The 17,355-nt window shown below is 70.2% G+C and carries 17 protein-coding genes; 12 read left to right on the top strand and 5 right to left on the bottom strand.

All coding sequences use genetic code 11. The features are described 5' to 3' along the window. Positions 1-113 precede the first annotated feature (113 nt). The 4 genes from FHX45_RS28055 to yhjD all read left to right on the top strand — a co-directional run bounded on the left by FHX45_RS28055 (position 114) and on the right by yhjD (position 3,033). Entirely contained in the window at positions 114-272 is a 159-nt protein-coding gene (locus FHX45_RS28055; RefSeq protein ID WP_243869015.1) for a hypothetical protein, read from the top strand. Positions 273-548: 276 nt separating this feature from the next. Further along, the gene (locus tag FHX45_RS12240) at positions 549-848 is read left to right on the top strand and encodes a hypothetical protein (RefSeq protein WP_424923802.1); all 300 of its coding nucleotides are present in this window, start codon (positions 549-551) and stop codon (positions 846-848) included. 86 nt (positions 849-934) lie between these two features. Further along, complete coding sequence (gene trpS / locus FHX45_RS12235) at positions 935-1,963, top strand: tryptophan--tRNA ligase (protein WP_167100254.1); 1,029 nt, start codon at positions 935-937, stop codon at positions 1,961-1,963. Positions 1,964-2,028: 65 nt separating this feature from the next. Next, positions 2,029-3,033, top strand: a complete 1,005-nt coding sequence (gene yhjD / locus FHX45_RS12230; RefSeq protein ID WP_167100252.1) for an inner membrane protein YhjD — start codon at positions 2,029-2,031, stop codon at positions 3,031-3,033. 30 nt (positions 3,034-3,063) lie between these two features. Here the strand turns inward: yhjD and FHX45_RS12225 are convergent, their stop codons facing one another. Beyond that, the gene (locus tag FHX45_RS12225) at positions 3,064-4,260 is read right to left on the bottom strand and encodes a D-alanyl-D-alanine carboxypeptidase family protein (protein WP_167100249.1); all 1,197 of its coding nucleotides are present in this window, start codon (positions 4,258-4,260) and stop codon (positions 3,064-3,066) included. A gap of 73 nt (positions 4,261-4,333) precedes the next feature. Here FHX45_RS12225 and FHX45_RS12220 point away from each other — a divergent pair, with 73 nt between their 5' ends. After that, complete coding sequence (locus FHX45_RS12220) at positions 4,334-4,573, top strand: SCO4848 family membrane protein (protein WP_167100247.1); 240 nt, start codon at positions 4,334-4,336, stop codon at positions 4,571-4,573. 106 nt (positions 4,574-4,679) lie between these two features. Beyond that, a complete protein-coding gene (locus FHX45_RS12215; RefSeq protein WP_167100245.1) occupies positions 4,680-6,539 on the top strand; it encodes a vWA domain-containing protein in 1,860 nt (619 codons plus the stop codon). A gap of 55 nt (positions 6,540-6,594) precedes the next feature. On the opposite strand, the gene FHX45_RS12210 is transcribed toward FHX45_RS12215, so the two are convergent. From FHX45_RS12210 to sdhC, 4 genes are read right to left on the bottom strand one after another with little or no spacing between them, the layout of a single operon-like run. Further along, complete coding sequence (locus FHX45_RS12210) at positions 6,595-7,368, bottom strand: succinate dehydrogenase iron-sulfur subunit (RefSeq protein WP_167100242.1); 774 nt, start codon at positions 7,366-7,368, stop codon at positions 6,595-6,597. Between the two features lie 49 nt (positions 7,369-7,417). After that, the gene (gene sdhA / locus FHX45_RS12205) at positions 7,418-9,205 is read right to left on the bottom strand and encodes a succinate dehydrogenase flavoprotein subunit (protein WP_167100239.1); all 1,788 of its coding nucleotides are present in this window, start codon (positions 9,203-9,205) and stop codon (positions 7,418-7,420) included. A 28-nt stretch (positions 9,206-9,233) separates the two neighbouring features. Next, positions 9,234-9,653, bottom strand: a complete 420-nt coding sequence (locus tag FHX45_RS12200) for a succinate dehydrogenase hydrophobic membrane anchor subunit (protein WP_167100237.1) — start codon at positions 9,651-9,653, stop codon at positions 9,234-9,236. 7 nt (positions 9,654-9,660) lie between these two features. Then, positions 9,661-10,110, bottom strand: a complete 450-nt coding sequence (sdhC, locus tag FHX45_RS12195) for a succinate dehydrogenase, cytochrome b556 subunit (RefSeq protein WP_167100234.1) — start codon at positions 10,108-10,110, stop codon at positions 9,661-9,663. Positions 10,111-10,615: 505 nt separating this feature from the next. Here sdhC and FHX45_RS12190 point away from each other — a divergent pair. From FHX45_RS12190 to FHX45_RS12165, 6 genes are all read left to right on the top strand, one after another. Then, entirely contained in the window at positions 10,616-11,719 is a 1,104-nt protein-coding gene (locus FHX45_RS12190) for a BMP family lipoprotein (RefSeq protein ID WP_167108812.1), read from the top strand. A gap of 75 nt (positions 11,720-11,794) precedes the next feature. After that, on the top strand, positions 11,795-13,336 hold the full coding sequence (locus FHX45_RS12185; protein ID WP_167100232.1) for an ABC transporter ATP-binding protein: 1,542 nt from the start codon (positions 11,795-11,797) through the stop codon (positions 13,334-13,336). Continuing rightward, positions 13,333-14,424, top strand: a complete 1,092-nt coding sequence (locus FHX45_RS12180; protein ID WP_167100229.1) for an ABC transporter permease subunit — start codon at positions 13,333-13,335, stop codon at positions 14,422-14,424. The genes FHX45_RS12185 and FHX45_RS12180 overlap by 4 nt, the downstream gene beginning before the upstream one ends. Further along, positions 14,421-15,692, top strand: coding sequence for an ABC transporter permease (locus FHX45_RS12175; RefSeq protein WP_167100227.1), 1,272 nt, complete (start codon positions 14,421-14,423; stop codon positions 15,690-15,692). The genes FHX45_RS12180 and FHX45_RS12175 overlap by 4 nt, the downstream gene beginning before the upstream one ends. Then, on the top strand, positions 15,689-16,078 hold the full coding sequence (locus tag FHX45_RS12170) for a cytidine deaminase (RefSeq protein ID WP_167100224.1): 390 nt from the start codon (positions 15,689-15,691) through the stop codon (positions 16,076-16,078). The genes FHX45_RS12175 and FHX45_RS12170 overlap by 4 nt, the downstream gene beginning before the upstream one ends. Beyond that, positions 16,075-17,355 carry a thymidine phosphorylase gene (locus tag FHX45_RS12165; RefSeq protein WP_167100221.1) on the top strand — a complete coding sequence of 427 codons (1,281 nt, stop codon included), beginning with the start codon at positions 16,075-16,077 and terminating at the stop codon, positions 17,353-17,355. The genes FHX45_RS12170 and FHX45_RS12165 overlap by 4 nt, the downstream gene beginning before the upstream one ends.

Raw genomic sequence — 17,355 nt, 5'->3', positions numbered from 1 at the left:
CGCCACCACCCGGATGTCCTCGGCGATGACGTGGCCGCGTGGCGGGGCTGCATGCGGGGACAGCGGTTCGTGGGCGGGTTGCCAGGGGCCGAGTTGGCAAGTTGCTGGCGTTGATGAAGCACAACGACCAGGCGCGGACGCTGGTCACGGAGGTCGCGCTCGAAGCGTTTCCCCGGGTGCGCTTCCTGCCGCGCGCTGACGTGCAGGCTTTCGTCGTCGGACTCGTCGACACTCTTGAGGCGCCGACGCGCTGGGGAACCCGGCGCCAGTAGCACAGGTCATCGCGTCCTGGCGGCACACCGCCGAGGTGTACGCCGATCCCGGGCTGCGAAGCAGACCGGCTGGCTGAGCCCTGACCTGCACCGCTGCCAACGGGTGGCCCGGGGTCCGGCCCCCGTGTCCCCGGCACTCCGACGGGCGCTAGTCTCTGGCCCGCTGGTGATCAAAACGACAGGGCTTGACACGCTCGGTAGTTTTCACGTGGCAGCCTTCACCCGAGAGGGTGACAGCATCCTTGGAACGGCAGTCTCGTCTCAGGAGGCACACCCGTGCGCAACCGAACCGTGCACGTACTGCGGGCCGGTCTGGTCCTGGCGGTCATGGCGACCACGACCACCGGCGTCGCCACGGCGGCGCCGGCCACGCAGGCCGAGCCGACCGGCGTCTCGTTCGGGCTGCTCGGCCCGGTGGGCCTCGCCGCGGTGCTGCTCGGCATCCTCGGCATGGTCCTGGGCATCGTCCGCCAGCGCCGCAAGGTCCAGGCGGAGCCGGCGCCCGCCCAGGCTCCGGTCGTCGTCGAGGAGCCCACTGGTCCCGTTCTCGCCCCCTACGGGCGCCCGCAGCCCTGAGCCGCCCGCACCACCCTGGTTCCCCGCGCCGCGGTCGCCCAAACCCGGACCGCACCGCCGCCGCGGCGCCTGAGAGAATCCAGGTCGTGTCCGAAGCGCCAGAAACCACCGCCCGCCCGCGCGTGCTGTCCGGGATCCAGCCGACCGCCGACTCGTTCCACCTCGGCAACTACCTCGGTGCCCTCCGGCAGTGGGTGCGCATGCAGGACACGCACGAAACCTTCTACATGGTCGTCGACCTGCACGCGATCACGGTCGAGCAGGACCCGAAGGTGCTGCGGCAGCGCACCCGGGTCTCCGCCGCGCAGCTGCTCGCCCTGGGCGTCGACCCGGAACGCAGCGCGCTGTTCGTGCAGAGCCAGGTTCCCGAGCACGCGCAGCTGTCCTGGGTCCTGGAGTGCCTGACCGGGTTCGGCGAGGCCAGCCGGATGACCCAGTTCAAGGACAAGGCGGCCAAGCAGGGTACCGACCACGCCAGCGTCGGCCTGTTCACCTACCCGGTCCTGATGGCCGCGGACATCCTGGTCTACCAGGCCGACGCCGTGCCCGTCGGTGAGGACCAGCGCCAGCACCTGGAGCTGACCCGCAACCTCGCGCAGCGGTTCAACCAGCGCTTCGGCAAGACGTTCACCGTGCCCGAGCCGCACATCGTCCAGGGCACGGCGAAGATCTACGACCTGCAGGACCCCACGGTGAAGATGAGCAAGTCGGCGTCCTCACCGAACGGCATCATCGAGCTGCTGGACGATCCGAAGCGCTCGGCGAAGAAAATCCGGTCCGCGGTCACCGACACCGGCCGGGAGATCGTGTTCGACCGCGAGAACAAGGCCGGTGTGTCGAACCTGCTGTCGATCTACTCGGCGCTGACCGACCGCACCGTCGCCGACCTGGAAGCCGCTTACGCGGGCAAGGGGTACGGCGACCTGAAGAAGGACCTCGCGGAGGTCCTCATCGACTGGGTCACCCCCATCCAGCAGCGCGTCCAGTCCTATTTGGACGACGTTGCCGAACTGGACAAGGTCCTGGCCCGCGGCGCGGAGAAGGCGCGCGCGGTGTCGGCCGGCACGCTGGAGCTGGTGTTCGACCGCGTCGGGTTCCTGCCGCCCGCCCGCTGACGTCCACAGTGGAGGGATTCCGCCCCCGAATTGCGACGCCGACGCGGGATCGTTAGCGTCTTCCCGTGGCGGAAGAGAAGGAAAAGCTGGTCCCGCGGCTGCGCCGGAAGTACCCGTGGCTCGACCACCTGGTACGGGCCAACGAGGCGTTCGGCGAGCGCTACGGCAACCACTACGCGGCGGCGATCACGTACTTCAGCGTCCTGTCGCTGTTCCCGCTGCTCATGGTGGGCTTCTCGATCGCCGGGTTCGTGCTGGCGGGGAACGAGACGGCGCTCAACGAGCTGCGCGACGGGATTGTTTCCTCGACGCCACCGGGCATCGGTGACTTCGTCGCGAGGATCGTCAACGCGGCGCTCGACTCGCGGAGCGGCGTCGGGATCTTCGGCCTGCTGCTGGCCCTCTACTCCGGCATCGGCTGGATGAGCAACCTGCGGGACGCGCTCACCGCCCAGTGGGGTCAGGAGAAGAAGAGCCGCCCGCTGGTGTCGACGACGGTCAAGGACCTGCTCGCGCTCGGCGGGCTGGGGCTGGCGCTGGTGGTGTCGTTCGGCCTGACCGCGGTCGGCGGCGGGGTGGGCCGTCTGCTGCTCCGGCTGGTGGGGCTGGAGGACCAGGGCTGGGCGCTGTTCCTCCTGCGCCTGGCGACGATCGTGCTGGCGCTGCTGGCGAACATGCTGGTGTTCCTGTGGGTGCTGTCGCGGCTGCCGCGGGAGAAGGTGTCCGTCCGCAGCGCCATCAAGGGCGCGGCGATCGCGTCGGTCGGGTTCGAGGTGCTCAAACAGGTCGGGTCGATCTACCTGGCGAGCGTCACGAAGTCGCCCAGCGGCGTGCTGTTCGGGCCGATCATCGGCCTGCTGGTGTTCGCGAACCTGGTGTCGCGGTTCCTGCTGTTCGTGACCGCCTGGACGGCGACCGCGAAGGAGAACGTGGTGCGGACGGTGCCGCCACCCGAGCCGGCCGTCATCCGGCCGACCGTGGAGGTCCGGCGCGGCCCCGGTGCGGGAGCGGTGGCCGGTGCGTTCAGCGCGGGCGCCATGCTGGCCTGGCTGGGCCTGCGGCGCCGCTGACCGCGGGGTCTCCGCACCGGAAAGTGCCCGTCAGTTCTGCGGGCCGTGCGCTTTCTTCCGGTAGTGACCGATCACGAAACCGGCCACGATGATCAGGGCGACGACCACGGTGAGGATCCACCCGGTCACCCCGAACGGGTCCTTCGCGCCGGCGGTGGCGCCGGTGACGCCGGACGTGCCACCGTTCTCCGTCTCCTCCGACACCATGGGCGACACGAGGTGCCCGACCGGGGCCGTCTTCGTCCTCGCCAGGGTGAATCCGTAGTCCAGCAGCGCCCTGGCCTGGTTCACCACCGGCGCGGGCCGTTGCTCGGCGCGCATCATGACCACCGCGACGCGCCGGCCGTTCTGTTCGGCGCCGCCGACGTAGGTGTGGCGCGCGTCGTCCGTGAAGCCCGTCTTCCCACCGAGGAAACCGGGGTAGGTGCCGAGCAGTTTGTTGTCGTTGACGATCGAGAACGCCGGCTTGCCCGGCTGGTCCGGGATCTGGGTGGCCCGCGTCGCGATCGCGGCGGCGAACTCGGGCTGCTTCATCGCGTAGTTGAAGATCAGGCTCAGGTCGTAGGCCGACGCGGACATGCCCGGGCCGTCCAGGCCGGACGGCGTCGCCGTGCGGGTGTCCGACGCGCCGAGCGACGCGGCCAGCCGGTTCATCTTCTGCACCGTCGCCGGAACCCCGCCGAGCGCGGTGGCGAACGTGTGCGCCACGTCGTTGCCCGAGTGCATCAGCAGGCCGTGCAGCAGCAGGTCCACCGTGTACCGGCCGCCGGCGACCAGCCCGACGCAGGTGCACTCCTGGCTCGCGTCCTCGGCCGTCGGGACGAGAACCTGGTCCGGTTTCAGCTCCCGGATCACCACGAGCGCCAGCAGCGTCTTGATCAGCGACGCGGGCCGCTCCCTGGCGTGCGGGTTCTTCGCCGCGAGCACGTCGCCGGTGTCGAGGTCCTGCAGCACCCAGGAGGCCGCGGTGGTCTCGGGCGGGACGGCGGCGCCGGACGGATAGATCACGCCGCACTCGCCCATGCGCGCGCCACCGACCGGGGCGGTCGGCACCGGCAGGGGAGCGGGCGCGGGCACACCGGGCTGGGGCTGTTCCGAGGTGTCGACCGGCGGGGGCGGCGCGGTTCTGTCCGGGCACACCGCGGGAGCGGCCGCCGCGGTACCGGCGAACGGCACCAGACCGGACAGCACGACCAGAACGAGGGAGAGCAGAAGACCGCGTCGCACCAAAGCAGGCTAGAGGACGCGCGCACGGGTTCCCCGCAGCGGCGCCCTGATTCGATCGGGGGATACTCGGGCCATGTCTCGTCGTGTGGCGCTGTTCCTGCTGGCTTTCGGAGTCTGGTCGTGGATCATCTGGATCACGTTCGTGAAGAACCTGTGGGCCAGTGACAACTCGTGGGCGCCGGACGGATCGGCCACCGGTTTCTTCGTCGTGCACCTCGTCCTGGCGATCGTGAGCTTCGTCCTCGGCACCATCATCGGGGTCATCGGCTACCGCGGGCTGCGCGCGAGGCGCACCGGGAAGGTCGACGCCTAGGGACGGTCCGCGGACGGCGGACCCGGGCGAGGCCGCACGCCGAAGTCCGGGAACCCAGCGGTTCACGACCGCATCCAACCCCCATCGATCACACGGATGGGGGACCATGTTCCGGCTCTCGAAACTTCTCGCGGCGGCCGTCGCCGGTCTGCTGGTGTCCGGGCTCGCGCCCGTGGCGCACGCCGAGCAGACCGGGCGGACCGAGCAAATCGAGCAAACCGGGCAGGCCGAGCAGACTGGGCAGCCGCAGTACGCGCCGACCATGCTGGTGCTCGACGGCTCCGGCTCGATGAAGCAGGCCGACCCGGGCAGCGGCACCAAGATGGACGCCGCGAAGAACGCATTGCGCCGGTTCATCGGGTCGGCCCCCGTGCAGGCCCAGGTGGGGCTGACCGTCTACGGCACCCGCACCGGCTCGTCCGACGCCGAGAAGGCCGCGGGCTGCCAGGACGTCCAGGTCCTCACCCCGCCGCGGACCGTCGACAAACCCGCCCTCACCGCGGCCGTCGACGGCATCCGGCCCAGCGGGTACACGCCCATCGGCACGGCCCTGCGCACCGCCGCCGGCGCCCTCCCCAGCACCGGCCCGCGCGCGATCGTGCTCGTCTCCGACGGGGAGGACACCTGCGCCCCGCCCGACCCGTGCGAGGTGGCCAAGGAACTGACCGTCCAGGGCACCCAGCTCGTCGTGCACACGGTCGGCTTCGACGTCGACGAGCGGTCCCGCCGCCAGCTCACCTGCATCGCGCAGGTCACCGGCGGCACCTACAACGACGCGCCCGACGGCAAGACCCTCGAACGGATCCTGCCGCGCGTCTCCGCGACCGCGCTGCGCACCTACGAGCCTGCCGGAACCCCCATCACCGGCACCCCGGCCTGGACGAACGCGCCGGTCGCCGAGCCCGGCCAGCACCTGGACACCCTGGGCCGGCATGAAACGCGCTACTACGCACTCGACGTGCCCGAAGGCGGAACCGCCCACTTCAGCGGCACCGTGTCGTTCCCGCGCGTGCCCGGCGTCTCCAGCACGCAGGACTTCAACACCCTCCAGCTGCGCGTCTACGGCGAGGGCGGCAAGGACTGCCACATCTTCCAGTCCGAGCAGGCCACCATGTCCAGCGACGGCGTCGCGCTGACCGTTGCGCGCACCGTGGACAGCACGGACGGGACCTGCCGGGGTGGTGGCCGCTACTACTTCGCCCTCACCTGGGACCGCGTGTCCACCGGTGTCCCGGAGCGGCTGCCGGTGGAGGTGCTGGCCCTCGTCGAACCGCCGGTCACCGATCCCGGACCGAAGGCCGTGCTGCCCCCGGTCACCCTCGCGGAACCGTCCGTTACGCGGGACACCACCGGCGGCGGCTCGTTCAACGTCGCCGCCACCCTGCCCGGCAGCGGCCGCTACACCGACACCCTGCAGCGCGGTGAGTACGTCTTCTACCGGGTCAAGCTGGACTGGGGCCAGGGCCTGGCCTACCGCGTCCACTTCGGACAGGCGGGCGGCAACGGCGTGGACAACGTGTCCAACATCGCCACCAGCCTGTACGACCCGTACCGGGCGGAGATCGGCTCCGACACCACGGTTTTCACCGGCACCCCGCACACGCTGCCCACCGGCAAGGACGCCATCGCGACGGTCCCGGTCCGCTACCGCAACCGCGACGGCGACAACTCGTCCGTGCGCGCCGAGGCCGTTGCCGGCTGGTACTACATCGCGGTCAAGCTGGGGGCCACCGTCCAGGCCGGTGACGACGTCCCGGTGCCGGTCACGCTGGACGTCACCGTCGGCGGGCAGCGCGAGGACGGCCCGTCCTACGCCGGTGCCGCCCGGACACCCGTCCCGTCCGCGCCCGCGCTCACCGCCATCGCCGGGGGGTCCACGACCTGGCCGATCTGGGTCGGCGTGGGCGTCGTCGTCGCCGTCGTCCTGGCCGGGGTCGTGATCCTGCTCGCGCGGCGCCGGGTCTGACCGACGACGAAGGCCCCTCGCCGCACCGGCGAGGGGCCTTCGCGGGCCGGGGTGCTCAGACGCGCTTGAACAGCAGCGCGCGCTTGACCTCCTGGATCGCCTTCGTCACCTGGATGCCACGCGGGCACGCGTCGGTGCAGTTGAAGGTCGTGCGGCAGCGCCACACGCCCTCGGCGTCGTTGAGGATGTCCAGGCGCTCCTCGGAACCCTCGTCCCGGCTGTCGAAGATGAACCGGTGCGCGTTGACGATCGCCGCCGGGCCGAAGTACGACCCGTCGTTCCAGTACACCGGGCACGACGAGGTGCACGCCGCGCACAGGATGCACTTGGTGGTGTCGTCGAACCGCTCCCGGTCCGCCTGCGACTGGATCCGCTCACGGGTGGGCTCGTTGCCGTAGGTGATCAGGTACGGCTTCACCGCACGGTAGGCCTCGAAGAACGGCTCCATGTCGACGTAGAGGTCCTTCAGGGTGGGCAGGCCCTTGATCGGAGCCACGGTGACCGTGGTCTCCTTGCCGTCCTTGGCGAGCAGGTCCTTGACCAGCACCTTGCAGGCCAGCCGGTTGATCCCGTTGATCTGCATCGCGTCCGAACCGCAGATGCCGTGCGCGCACGACCGGCGGAACGACAACGTGCCGTCCACGTAGTTCTTGATGTTGAACAGCAGGTTCAGCACCCGGTCGGTCGGCAGCGCCGGGACGTCGTAGGACTCCCAGTGCGGCGCGTCGTCGACCTCGGGGTTGTACCGCTGGATCTTCACCGTGATGGTGACCGAGCCCTCCGGCGCGGGAATCCCGTTGACGGTCTTAGGTTCGGCTACGGCTGTCATTTCGCTTCCTCCGCGGGGACCGGAATGCCGGAAGGCTGTGCTTGTCCCATCAGTACTTACGCTCCATCGGCTCGTACCGGGTGAAGGTCACCGGCTTGTAGTCCAGCCGGATGTCGGCCATGAAGCCGCTGATGCCCAGCGGGGCGTCCGGGTCCGGCTTGTCCGGCAGGATCTTGTACGACATCGAGTGCCGCATGAAGTTGACGTCGTCCCGGTTCGGGTAGTCCTCGCGGGCGTGGCCGCCGCGGGACTCCTTGCGGGCCAGCGCCGCGTTCACCAGCGCCTCGGCCAGGTCGAGCAGGAAGCCCAGCTCGACGGCCTCCAGCAGGTCGGTGTTGTACCGCTTGCCCTTGTCCTGGATCGAGATCCGGCCGTAGCGCTCCTTGAGCCGCTGGACGTCGGTCAGCGCGGTCTTCAGCGTGTCCTCGGTGCGGTACACCGCCGCGTTGGTGTCCATCGTCTGCTGCAGCTCGGTGCGGATGTCGGCGACGCGCTCGCCACCGTGCGCGGTGCGCAGGTGCTCGACCATCCCCTCGACCATCTTGGCCGGGTCCTCCGGCAGCTCGACGAAGTCGTGGCTCGTGGCGTACTCCGCGGCGGCGATGCCGGCGCGGCGGCCGAACACGTTGATGTCGAGCAGCGAGTTGGTGCCCAGCCGGTTCGCGCCGTGCACCGACACGCAGGCGACCTCACCGGCGGCGTAGGCGCCGGGCAGGACGGTGTCGTTGTCGAGCAGCGCCTCACCGTGCACGTTCGTCGGGATGCCACCCATCGCGTAGTGCGCGGTCGGGTACACCGGAACCGGCTCCTTCACCGGGTCCACACCCAGGTAGGTGCGGGCGAACTCGGTGATGTCCGGCAGCTTGGTCTCCAGGACCTCGGCACCGAGGTGCGTGCAGTCCAGGAGCACGTAGTCCTTGTGCGGACCGGCGCCGCGGCCTTCGAGGACCTCCAGGACCATCGAGCGGGCGACGATGTCGCGCGGCGCGAGGTCCTTGATCGTCGGCGCGTAGCGCTCCATGAACCGCTCACCCGAGGCGTTGCGCAGGATCGCGCCCTCGCCGCGGGCGCCCTCGGTCAGCAGGATGCCCAGGCCGGCCAGGCCGGTCGGGTGGAACTGGTAGAACTCGATGTCCTCCAGCGGCAGGCCCTTGCGGTAGTAGATGCCCATGCCGTCGCCGGTGAGGGTGTGCGCGTTCGACGTGGTCTTGAAGACCTTGCCGAAGCCGCCGGTGGCGAAGATGACCGCCTTGGCCTGGAAGACGTGGATCTCGCCGGTCGCGAGTTCGTAGGCGACGGCGCCGGTGGCGACGGGCCCGTTCTCGGTCTCGGTGGTGATCATGTCGAGCACGTAGAACTCGTTGAAGAACTCGATCCCGTGCTTGACGCAGTTCTGGTACAAGGTCTGCAGGATCATGTGACCGGTGCGGTCGGCCGCGTAGCAGGCCCGGCGCACCGCGGCCTTGCCGTGGTCACGGGTGTGCCCGCCGAACCGGCGCTGGTCGATCTTGCCTTCCGGCGTCCGGTTGAACGGCAGGCCCATCTTCTCCAGGTCGAGCACCGCGTCGATGGCCTCCTTGGCCATGATCTCCGCCGCGTCCTGGTCGGTCAGGTAGTCGCCGCCCTTGACCGTGTCGAAGGTGTGCCACTCCCAGTTGTCCTCTTCGACGTTCGCCAGCGCGGCGCACATGCCGCCCTGGGCCGCGCCGGTGTGGGAGCGGGTCGGGTAGAGCTTGGTGAGGACCGCGGTGCGGGCGCGCTGGCCCGCCTCGATGGCGGCGCGCATCCCGGCGCCACCGGCGCCCACGATCACCACGTCGTACTTGTGGAACTGCATGTCCGCTTCTTCCTCGGGTGGTGGTGGGTCAGCTGCCGGCCATGTTCGGGTCGAAGGTGAAGATCACCAGCGTGCCCACGAACAGGATGATGACCATCGCGACGTAGAGCACCATCTTCAGCCAGAAGCGCGTGCTGTCCCTGCGGGCGTAGTCGTCGATGATCGTGCGCAGGCCGTTGCCGCCGTGCAGCTGGGCGAGCCACAGCATGAGCAGGTCCCAGACCTGCCAGAACGGCGAGGACCAGCGGCCGGCCACGAATCCCCAGTTGATCCGGTGCACGCCGCCGTCGAGGATGTTCATGATGAACAGGTGGCCGAGCACCAGGACGACCAGGGCGAGGCCGGAGATCCGCATGAACAGCCAGCTGTACAGCTCGAAGTTGCTGCGGCGGGCGGCAGGGCGCCGCGGCGAGCGCGGCTTGTCGAGTGCGAGGGTCTCGGTTGCCATCTCTCGCTCAGCCTCCGAACATTTCCGACGCCGTGCGCCACAGCATCGAGATGGCGCCGGGGATCATCACGACCACCCAGACGACGGCGATCGTCCACAACATGTGCTTCTGGTACTTGGTGCCCTTCGACCAGAAGTCGACCAGCAGGACCCGGATGCCGTTGAGCGCGTGGAACAGCACCGCGCCGACCAGGCCGACCTCCATGAGGTTGACCAGCGGGGTCTTGTAGGTCTCGATGACCTGGTTGTAGGTGTCGGGGGACACGCGGACCAGCGCGGTGTCGAGGACGTGGACGAACAGGAAGAAGAAGGTGAGCACGCCCGTGATCCGGTGCAGGACCCAGGACCACATGCCCGGGTCACCCCGGTAGAAGGTCCCGCTCCGGCGTGAGGCACCCGCCCGATCGCTCGCCTCCGCCGCCGTCTGGTCGGCGGCGGTGCTCGCCGTGGTGGACATCGGTGTACGGCCTCCAACGTCGTGGTTGGACTGTGCCCGGCTGACCTGCGAATCCACCGGCCGCGCAGAGCGTCCACCTGGGACTTCGCAGGCGCCCCGGCGGGGGGTGTTCAAGGCCATCGAGCTTGGATAAAGGGGATGCTAGACCTGCTCGCCATACCGCACTCAACCTGTGGTTGGTGTGTGTGATCGACCAGACACCGTACGCGTGTCGTAGCTCTCACCCGCATTAACACGGTGAGCGAACGTCCCGGAGTGAGGTGGATCTCGCCCGCTCGAACCGGGGGGTGACCCGGTGTGATTGAACTATCGCCGTGCCGGGCGGCAAAGCAAACATTTAGGTTACGTGGCGTGGCTCTGGCATGGCTATTTGCTCACCGGCGGGTACGGTTCGCCCGTCGAGCCCGGCAGCTGAGCCGGGTCGTTCTCGGGTCCGCTGGTACACCAGCGGGGAGGGAGAGACAGGGTGCGTAAGACGCGTGCCACCACACTGGCCGCCACCGCCATGGCGGCGGCGCTCGCGCTGGCGGGGTGTGCGAAGGACTCCGGCACCAGCGGGAGCAGCAACAACAACAACGCCGCAGCCGGATCCTGCGTCACGGCACAGGCCCCCGCGGCCAGCGCGACGTCGACCAGCTCGAGCGCCGCCGGCGCCAAGGTCGACGCCAGCGCGCTGCGGGTCGGGCTCGCGTTCGACATCGGGGGCCGGGGCGACGCGTCGTTCAACGACGCCGCCGCCGCGGGCGTGGACAAGGCCAAGAGCGAACTGGGCGTCAAGGACGTCCGGGAGAGCACCGCCTCCCCGACCGAGGACGAAGCCGCCAAGGAGCAGCGGCTGAGCCAGCTGGCCACCGACGGGTACAACCCGATCGTGGCGGTCGGCTTCGCCTACGCGAGCGCTGTGCAGGCCGTGGCGCCGAAGTTCCCGAACACCAAGTTCGCCATCGTCGACGACGACTCGGTGACCGCGCCGAACGTCACCCCGCTGGTCTTCTCCGAGGAGCAGGGCTCCTTCCTGGTGGGTGTCGCCGCGGTCTACAAGAGCAAGAACTGCCACGTGGGCTTCGTCGGCGGCGTGAACACCCCGCTGATCCAGAAGTTCGAGGCCGGGTTCATCGCGGGCGCGAAGGCCGCCTCGAACAAGGTCCAGATCAGCAGCGACTACCTGACCCCGGCCGGTGACAACACCGGTTTCCAGGACCCGGCCAAGGGCAACATCAAGGCCGCCGCCGAGTTCTCCGCCGGCGCCGACGTCGTCTACCAGGCCGCCGGCGCCTCCGGCAAGGGTGTCTTCCAGGCCGCGAGCGCGGCCAAGGGCCTGGCCATCGGCGTCGACTCCGACCAGTACAACCAGGCGACCGTCGCCGAGTACAAGAACGTCATCATGACCTCCATGCTCAAGCGGGTCGACGTGGCCGTGTTCGACTACATCCAGGCACTGGCCGGCAACACGCTGAGCTCGCTGCCCAAGCGGTTCGACCTCGCGGTCGACGGCGTCGGCTACTCCACCTCCGGTGGCCAGGTCGACGACATCAAACCGCAGCTCGACGGCTACAAACAGGCGATCATCTCGGGCACCGTCAAGGTCCCGACCACGCCGCAGAAGTAACCGATCGTCCAGCCGCGTCCGGGGCTCGGGAGGGTGACCCCTTCCCGGGCCCCGTACGCCGTTTCCGGGGGTCTCATGACCAGCTCACCACCGGCCGTCGAACTGCGCGGCATCACCAAACGCTTTCCCGGCGTGGTCGCCAACTCCGACATCAACCTCACCGTCGCATCCGGCGAGGTCCACGCCATCTGCGGCGAGAACGGGGCCGGCAAGTCCACCCTGATGAAGATCCTCTACGGGATGCAGCCGCCGGACGAGGGCACCATCGCGATCAACGGCGAGCAGATCCGGCTGCGCAACCCGCAGGACGCGATCCGCGCCGGGATCGGCATGGTGCACCAGCACTTCATGCTCGCCGACAACCTCACCGTGCGGGAGAACGTCCTGCTCGGCGCCGAGAACCTGCACGGCATCGGGCGCGCGGCCCGGGCGAAGCTGGCCGACCTGGAGAAGCAGGTCGGCCTGTCCGCGCCGCTGGACGCGCTCGTCGAGACGCTGGGCGTGGCGGACCGGCAGCGCGTGGAGATCATCAAGGTGCTCTACCGCGGTGCACGGATCGTCATCCTCGACGAGCCCACCGCGGTGCTCGTGCCGCAGGAGGTCGACGCGCTGTTCGACACCGTGCGGGCGATGAAGGCCGAGGGCTTCACGTTCATCTTCATCTCGCACAAGCTCGACGAGGTGCGTGCCATCGCCGACACGGTCACGGTGATCCGGCGCGGCACGACCGTCGGCACGGCCGATCCGAAGCGGATCTCCTCCCGCGAGCTGGCCGAGATGATGGTCGGCTCCGAGCTGCCCAGCCCGGAGACGCGCGAGTCCACGGTGACCGACCGGGACGTGCTCCGCGTGTCCGGGCTGCGGCTGGTCGCCGGCGGTGGCAACGACACGGCGCGGGCGGTGCTCGACGACGTCACCTTCACCGTGCACGCGGGCGAGGTGCTCGGCATCGCCGGTGTGGAGGGCAACGGGCAGACCGAGCTGGTCGAGACGATCATGGGCATGCGGAAGGCCACCGGCGGCACGATCGAGCTGGTCGGCGCCGACGGCACCGCCCGCGGGCTCACCGGGCTGGGCACACTCGCCCGCCGCGAGGCCGGCATCGGCTACGTGCCCGAGGACCGCACCCGGCACGGCCTGCTGCTCACCCAGCCGTTGTGGGCCAACCGGATCCTCGGCTACCAGACCCGGCGGCCGGTGTCGAAGGGGCAGCTGCTCGACATCCCCGGCGCCCGCCGGGACACCGAGCGGATCGTGACCGACTACGACGTCCGCACACCCGGGATCGACGTCCCGGCGGCCGCCCTCTCCGGTGGCAACCAGCAGAAGCTGGTGGTCGGCCGCGAGCTGTCCGGCGAGCCGGTGCTGCTGATCGCCTCGCACCCGACCCGCGGGGTCGACGTCGGCGCGCAGGCGCTGATCTGGGAGCAGATCCGCAGGGCGCGGCACAACGGGCTCGCGGTGCTGCTGATCTCCGCCGACCTCGACGAGCTGATCGGCCTGTCCGACACGATCCGCGTCATGCTGCGCGGACGTCTGGTGAGCGAGGCCGACCCGGCCACGGTGACCCCCACCGAGCTGGGTTCGGCCATGACCGGAGCGGAGGAAGCCGCGTGACCTCCTGGCGCACCAAGGTGCTCCCGCCCCTGCTCGCGATCGTCTTCTCGGTGCTGATCTGCTCGATCGCGCTGCTGATCTCCGGAGCCGATCCGCTGCGGGCCTACGGCACCATGATCGGTCAGCTCGGCAAGGGCACGACCGCCGTGGACACGGTGAACCTGGCGACGGTGTACTACCTGTCCGGGCTCGCGGTCGCCATCGGCTTCCAGATGAACCTGTTCAACATCGGTGTCGAGGGCCAGTACCGCTTCGCCGGCGTCGTCGCCGCGATCGTCGGCGGCGCCGTGGCCCTGCCGCCGGTCATCCACGTCGTGTTCATCATCGCGGTCGCCCTGGTGGCCGGCGCGCTGTACGCGGCGGTGCCGGCGATCCTGAAGGTGACCCGCGGGGTCAGCGAGGTCATCTCGACGATCATGCTCAACGCGATCGTCGGCGGCATCGTCGCGTTCCTGATCAACCCCGACCAGTTCGGTGTGCTGACCGGGAACAACCTCAAGACCAAGGAGATCGCGCCGTCCGGCCGGGTGCCGGACATCCCGGTCGGCGGCGGCGAGCTGTTCGGGTTCGTGGTCATCACGGCGGTGATCGGGTTCGCGTACTGGTTCATGCTCAACCGCACCCGGTTCGGTTTCGAGTTGCGGGCCGGCGGCGAGTCGGCCACGGCGGCGGCCGCCGGCGGGGTCAACGCGAAGAAGATGACGCTGATCGCGATGCTGCTCTCGGGCGCGGTCGCCGGTCTGGTCGCCATCCCGGAGCTGGTCGGCCGCGACTACAGCTACGCCATCACCTCGACCCAGGGTTACGGCTTCACCGGTATCGCGGTCGCGCTGCTGGGCCGCAACCACCCCGGCGGGATCGCGCTCGGCGCGCTGCTGTGGGCGTTCCTGGACAAGTCGGCGGTGTCGCTGGAGCAGGTCGACGTGCCGAAGGAGATCGCGACGATCATGCAGGGCGCGATCGTGCTGTCGGTCGTCGTGGCGTACGAGATCGTGAAGCGGGCCGACCTGGCCGCCGCGCAGCGCCGTGTCGGGCGCGCGCTGTCCGGCGGACGGCCCGCGTCGGTGAGTGAAGGGGGCGCGGTATGAGTCTCGCGACCGAGGCCGAGGCGCCGATGACGGTGCCGCCCGCACCGCGGCGTCGCCGGATTCCCGGGTGGGCGCGGGGTGTCCTGTGGGCGATCGGGATCGTCGCGGTGCTGTCCACCGCGTCGTACTTCACCGGTGTCAACACGCTCACCTCGACCAACACCGCGCAGACCGCGTTGCGGCTCGCGTTGCCGATCCTGCTGTGCGGGCTCGGCGGCCTGTGGTCCGAGCGCGGTGGCGTGGTGAACATCGGTCTCGAGGGCATGATGATCCTCGGGACCTGGGGGGCGGCGTGGGGCGCCTACCACGGCGGCCCGTGGGCGGGGCTGGGCGCGGCGATCGTGTTCGGCGCGCTGGGCGGCCTGCTGCACGCCATCGCCACGGTCACGTTCAACGTCAACCACATCGTCTCCGGTGTGGCGATCAACCTGCTCGGGCTCGGTGTGGCCAAGTACCTGGCGACGCTGATCTTCGAGCCGCTGTCCGGCAACCCACGGCAGTCGCCGACCGTGCCGACCTTCGACACCTACTCGGCGACGTTCCTGTCGAACTGGCTCACCGGCCTGGAGAACCAGCAGCGGGTGTTCGTCTCGGACGCGGCCGGCCTGCTCAACGGGCTGGTGACCGGGGTGGCGCCGCTGACGATGATCGCGATCCTGCTGGTGCCGCTGAGCTACCTGGTGCTGTGGCGGACGCGGCTCGGGCTGCGGTTGCGCTCGTGCGGCGAGAACCCGGTGGCGGCCGAATCGCTCGGTGTCAACGTGTACGCGCACCGGTACCTCGGCGTGCTCGTCTCCGGTGGTCTGGCCGGCATGGGTGGCGCCGCGCTGGTGCTGCTGCAGGGCGGCGGCGGTTACCTGGAGAACCAGACCAACGGCCGCGGCTACATCGGTCTGGCCGCGATGATCTTCGGCAACTGGCGGCCGGGCGGCCTGCTCGGCGGTGCCGCGCTGTTCGGGTACGCGGACGGACTGCAGCTCTCCGGTGGCGGGAAGGCGGTGCTGGCGCTGCTGTACGGCGTGGTGCTGCTGCTCGTGGTCATCGTCGTCGTGCAGCTGATCCGGCGGCAGTGGATCGCCGCGGCCCTGGGTGTCGCCGGGGCCGGGGTCCTGTACTGGATCTACTGGTCCAACGACTCGCTGCCGAGCGAGCTGACCCCGTACACCGCGCACGTGGTGACGCTGATCGTGCTCGCGGTGGCTTCGCAACGGTTGCGGCCGCCGAAGGCCGCCGGTGCGCGGTACCGCCGCGGGGAGGGGGACCAGTGAGCGAGATCGACTGGGAGGCGCTGCGCGCTCGGGCCGTGGTCGCGGCGAAGAGCGCGTACGCGCCCTACTCGGGCCTGCACGTGGGCGTGGCCGGGCTGGTGGACGACGGCCGGGTGGTCGTCGGCTGCAACGTGGAAAACGCCTCCTACGGCCTGGGCCTGTGCGCCGAATGCACGATGGCCGGGCAGCTGCGGCTGTCCGGCGGCGGCCGCCTGGTGGCGGTGGCGTGCCGATCCGGCGACGGGGACCTGCTGATGCCGTGCGGCCGGTGCCGTCAGATCCTGTTCGAGCTGGGCGGCGGTGCCTGCCTGGTCGACACGCCGTCCGGGATCCTGCCGATGACCTCGGTGCTGCCCGACGCGTTCGGGCCGGCGGACCTGCCGTGAAAGCGTTTGCCGCGGTCGACGTCATCCGGTCCAAACGGGACGGCGAAGCGCTGACCGACGAGCAGATCCGCTGGGTGGTCGACGCCTACACCCGGGGCGAGGTGGCCGAGGAGCAGATGGCCGCGCTCGCGATGGCCGTGTTCCTGCGCGGGATGGACGCGCGGGAGACGGCGACCTGGACCGGCGCGATGATCGACTCCGGTGCGCGGTTGTCGTTGCGGGTGGACCGCCCCACGGTGGACAAGCACTCGACCGGCGGGGTCGGTGACAAGATCACGTTGCCGCTGGCCCCGCTGGTCGCGACGTGCGGGGCGGCGGTGCCACAGCTGTCCGGGCGCGGGCTCGGCCACACCGGCGGCACGCTGGACAAGCTGGAGTCGATCCCGGGCTGGCGGGCGTCGTTGCCGGTGGACGAGATCACCCGGCAGCTCAACGACGTGGGCGCGGTGATCTGCGCGGCGACCGAGGGGCTGGCGCCGGCGGACCGGAAGCTGTACGCGCTGCGGGACGTCACGGGCACGGTCGAGTCGATCCCGTTGATCGCGAGCTCGATCATGAGCAAGAAGATCGCGGAAGGCTCGGCCGGGCTGGTCCTGGACGTGAAGACGGGCTCCGGTGCGTTCATGAAATCGCGTGCGGACGCGGTGGAGCTGGCGCGGACGCTGGTCGACATCGGGACGGCGCACGGCGTGGCCACGACCGCGTTGCTGACGGACATGAACGCGCCGCTGGGCGCGGCGGTCGGCAACGCGATCGAGGTCGCGGAGGCGGTGGAGGTCCTGCAAGGCGGGGGGCCGGCCGACGTGGTCGAGCTGACGCTGGCACTGGCGCGGGAAATGCTGGCCCTCGCGGGCATCCGGGTGGACCCGGCCGAGGTGCTGGCCTCCGGCGAAGCGTACGAAACGTGGTGCCGGATGATCGCCGCCCAGGGTGGTGATCCGGCCGCGCCGTTGCCGAAGCCCGCGCACGTCGCGGTTGTGGAAGCGTCCTCATCGGGCTACCTGTCCCGGCTGGACGCCTATGCGGTCGGAGTCGCCGCCTGGCGCCTCGGCGCCGGCCGCGCCCGCCGCGAGGACCCGGTCCAGCACGCCGCCGGCGTCCGGTGCCTGGCGAAGCCGGGCGAGCGGGTCTCGGCCGGCCAGCCCCTGCTGGAGCTGCACACCAACACCCCGGACGCGGTCCCCGCCGCCCGCGAAGCGCTCGCCGGCGCTCTGGACATCACCGCGACGCCACCCACCCCGGGCCCGCTGATCCTGGACCGGGTCCACGCCCCTTGA

Source organism: Amycolatopsis granulosa, assembly GCF_011758745.1.
GTDB classification, from domain to species: Bacteria; Actinomycetota; Actinomycetes; order Mycobacteriales; family Pseudonocardiaceae; genus Amycolatopsis_E; species Amycolatopsis_E granulosa.
Note: the sequence above shows the minus strand (reverse complement) of the source record. Positions and strands in the feature narration are given on the sequence as shown.